2 protein-coding genes are annotated in these 2,944 nt (G+C 57.1%); both read right to left on the minus strand.

Going from position 1 to position 2,944, the window contains the following annotated elements; genetic code table 11:
• Window positions 1-507 precede the first annotated feature (507 nt).
• Window positions 508-1,563, minus strand: coding sequence for a glycosyltransferase family 4 protein (locus BCL67_RS16060; protein WP_106124207.1), 1,056 nt, complete (start codon window positions 1,561-1,563; stop codon window positions 508-510).
• 61 nt (window positions 1,564-1,624) lie between these two features.
• Window positions 1,625-2,494: a glycosyltransferase gene (locus BCL67_RS15035; RefSeq protein WP_181256055.1), complete on the minus strand. Its 870-nt coding sequence runs from the start codon at window positions 2,492-2,494 to the stop codon at window positions 1,625-1,627.
• Between the last annotated feature and the right edge of the window lie 450 nt (window positions 2,495-2,944).

The raw sequence follows: 2,944 nt of genomic DNA on the forward strand, positions 1-2,944 counted from the left end.
AGGGGCGAATAATTGTATGAGCCACGGCCAAGGCGCAGAGCGACACGACGCCTATCCTGCCAGCCAGTGCCAGACCAGCTACCTCAAGACTCACAGTGGTTGTAGGCGCCTTGGCGGGTATCACTGTCGCGATCCTTCTACCCGCAGCGTCCCGCATCATCTTTACCGGAACCTCCGATGTGCCTCCCACGGGTGCCGCAGTTCTTGGACTCCTTGTTGCAATCGTGTCCACTAGTCGCGCCACAGGTGGGGTGTGGCTGGTTGTTCGATCTCACCCAAGTTCTGTGCTGACGAGCGCGGTTGTGGGTGCGGTTGTGGGGCTGCCGGTGATCTTCGTACTCAGCCTCCAGTACGGAGCCATCGGGGGGTTCGTAGGAATCGCGGTGGCTGAGTCAGCCGTACTGTTTGTGCAGCTCGTGGCCCTCCGTCGACGTCGGTAAGAGGGCGCTTGACGGCTTTTGTCTGGTGTTCGTAAAGGCTGGGCGCGGCAATGGACGGGTATTGGAGTTATGACGCTCCCGCGACTGCTTCCTGGCATGCAATTTTGAACCGTTCGGCAACAGCCGAGACCGAAAACTGCTTAAGTGCACGCTCGCGACCTTGCTCGCCCATGGTGCGCCTTGCGTCTGGACTGCGCATCTGACGGATCGCGCGAGCGAGGGCCTCCACGTCCCCGGGAGGCACAACGAGACCTCCCCCGTGGCATGCCCAGGGCATCGGCGCGACGTCCGACACAATGACAGGTCGACCAAGCATCATCGCATCAACAAGCTTTGCAGGCAGTTGCCCTCGTGCTCGGCGGTCGTCCAAGCTTGGAAGTACGACAAGATCTGCCTCACCTACGATCTCGGTGCCCCTCTGGAGTGTTGTTCGGCCGACCCACCGTTCCCAGGGCTGGGCATCAACGGGGGCGACGTCGGTGACGGTCAGTGTGGTTGTCGGGCCATCTGCTTGCAGTAAGCCCACTGCTTCACGGAGAATCGCGGTCCCCTTGTGAGCATGGTTTGTGCCGACGAATACTATATCGAGGTGTTCACCGGCACGGTACGTTTGGAGACCTGGCACTGGGCGAACATGTGGAACTATCGTCCCGCCGTACCGGGCTTGGAGCCATGGATTGCTGACCAGGCTCGGGAGTGAGCGTGCGAGCTGCCGGTGTCGCGTGTCAACGATGGACCTCGCGGGTCTACGCAACCAGCGAAGAATCTGCGTTAGAGGCTCGCCAACTCTTAAGCGGGCTTCCAGGTCCGGGTCGTCAATATCGACCAGGAGAGGCAGATTTCTAGCCTTAGCAATTGGTATCGTTCGTCCTAGAGATGCCGGAAGCGGCTTGCACGCAATCAAGAGTTCTGTATCCGCAGGAATAGCATCGGCTAGTTGCGATGGGCCTACGCGTGTGGTGGCCGTCTCGAATGCAGTCCCGGAGAGTGGGTACCAGAATTTTTCGCCCTCAGTCGTGAAAACCTCTGCGTCCCACCCCAGTTGTTGGGCCAGCATCCACAAGCAGTGAGTTCTTCCTAGTGAGTTACTGCTCTGGCTTTCTGTGATTAGTGCCAGTTTCATGTTGCCCCTTTATGGCAGTCAAATTTCCGGTTAGCCCGGCGTGGTGCTAGTTTCAGGAAAATTAATTATTCCGCTGCGAACAAGTTTTCGCGAAGGCCATTAATTGGTCAGCTACTAAATTCCAATCGCGATCGGCTGCAGAATGAATATCGGTGGGCTCAATTTCTAAATTGTCACTCAGGGCCGATGCAAGAGCCTTTTCGAGTTCTCCCCGAATGCCAGGTTCATATGCACGGAGGCCGGCGATGTCCGTGACGCGGTCGGCAATAGGACGGGGGGCAACGACTGGGACACCCGCCGCCACATACTCGTAGAGCTTCATGGGACTTCTTGCCACATTAGAAGCATTCGCAACGAAAGGCATTAAGCCGACGCGTCCTGCGGCCATTACATCCGCGACTCGCTCGTAGGCGACGCTTCCGCGTAGCAGTACATTGTTGGGTAGACGTGGCACGTTCGCCGGGATCGGACCGAAAATCGCAAACTCTGAGGTGGGAAGTGCTTCGGCAGCGGATATCAGTGCGGGGAAATCGAAACGAAAATCTAATGCTCCCACGTAAACGAAATCATACTTCTTTGGTGTACCTGATCGAGCAAAGAATTTAGAGAATTCGACGCCGTTTTCTATGACACAACTCGAGACGCTATGAGTCGGCAAGACTGACTCGAGTACACCTGGTGAGGTGGCTGCAATCCCGTCCGCGACGTGTGCAGCCCTCCGCGCGGCACGCCGAAGAGCGGGAGTGCCGAATAAGTCCGTTGGGCGGAATATCACCGTCGCATCTGGGAAGTGTGAGGCCGGAAATAAAGGTTGATCGACGAAGACGTAATCTGGTCTCACAATTCCAATAGAAGCTAGTGTCTTCTGCATCTGCCGCTGGGTCCAGTAAATGTTTGCCGGCAGAAGTGGTCGAGGAATGAAATCTGCCACGCCACCTACTCTTGTGACACCACTGCTAGCAACCTCGCGCCTTGCAAGTTGATGAGGCCTTAGTAATGAATGGACAGTACTGTACGGGGTACTGACATGCGCCACTTGGTGTCCGCTGCCGGCCATAGCCGTTGAAAGATGATGGCTCCCAACGCGAAAGTCTCCGGCCCTGGCTGTATGGCTCAGGAATAGAACAGAAGACACAATCAACTCCTCCCAAAACTGGGTTGCTGCACACGGCGGGGGTGGCCTCACGCAAGGCCAAGCTCTTAGCTTGACAGGTAGGATGCGACAAGGTCGGCCCGAGAGATAGCGATGCGTGTGACTTGAACAGCCTACCTCTCCGGCGGGCAACGGGGTCTGCCGCACGAATAGGTGACAGTTAAAGTCACGCCGCGAGAGCGACGCCGGTGTTCATGATTGCTTCGTACTCCACAGGGGTCAATCCCG

It is taken from the genome of Nesterenkonia sandarakina (genome assembly GCF_003003175.1).
Lineage (GTDB): Bacteria > Actinomycetota > Actinomycetes > Actinomycetales > Micrococcaceae > Nesterenkonia > Nesterenkonia sandarakina_A.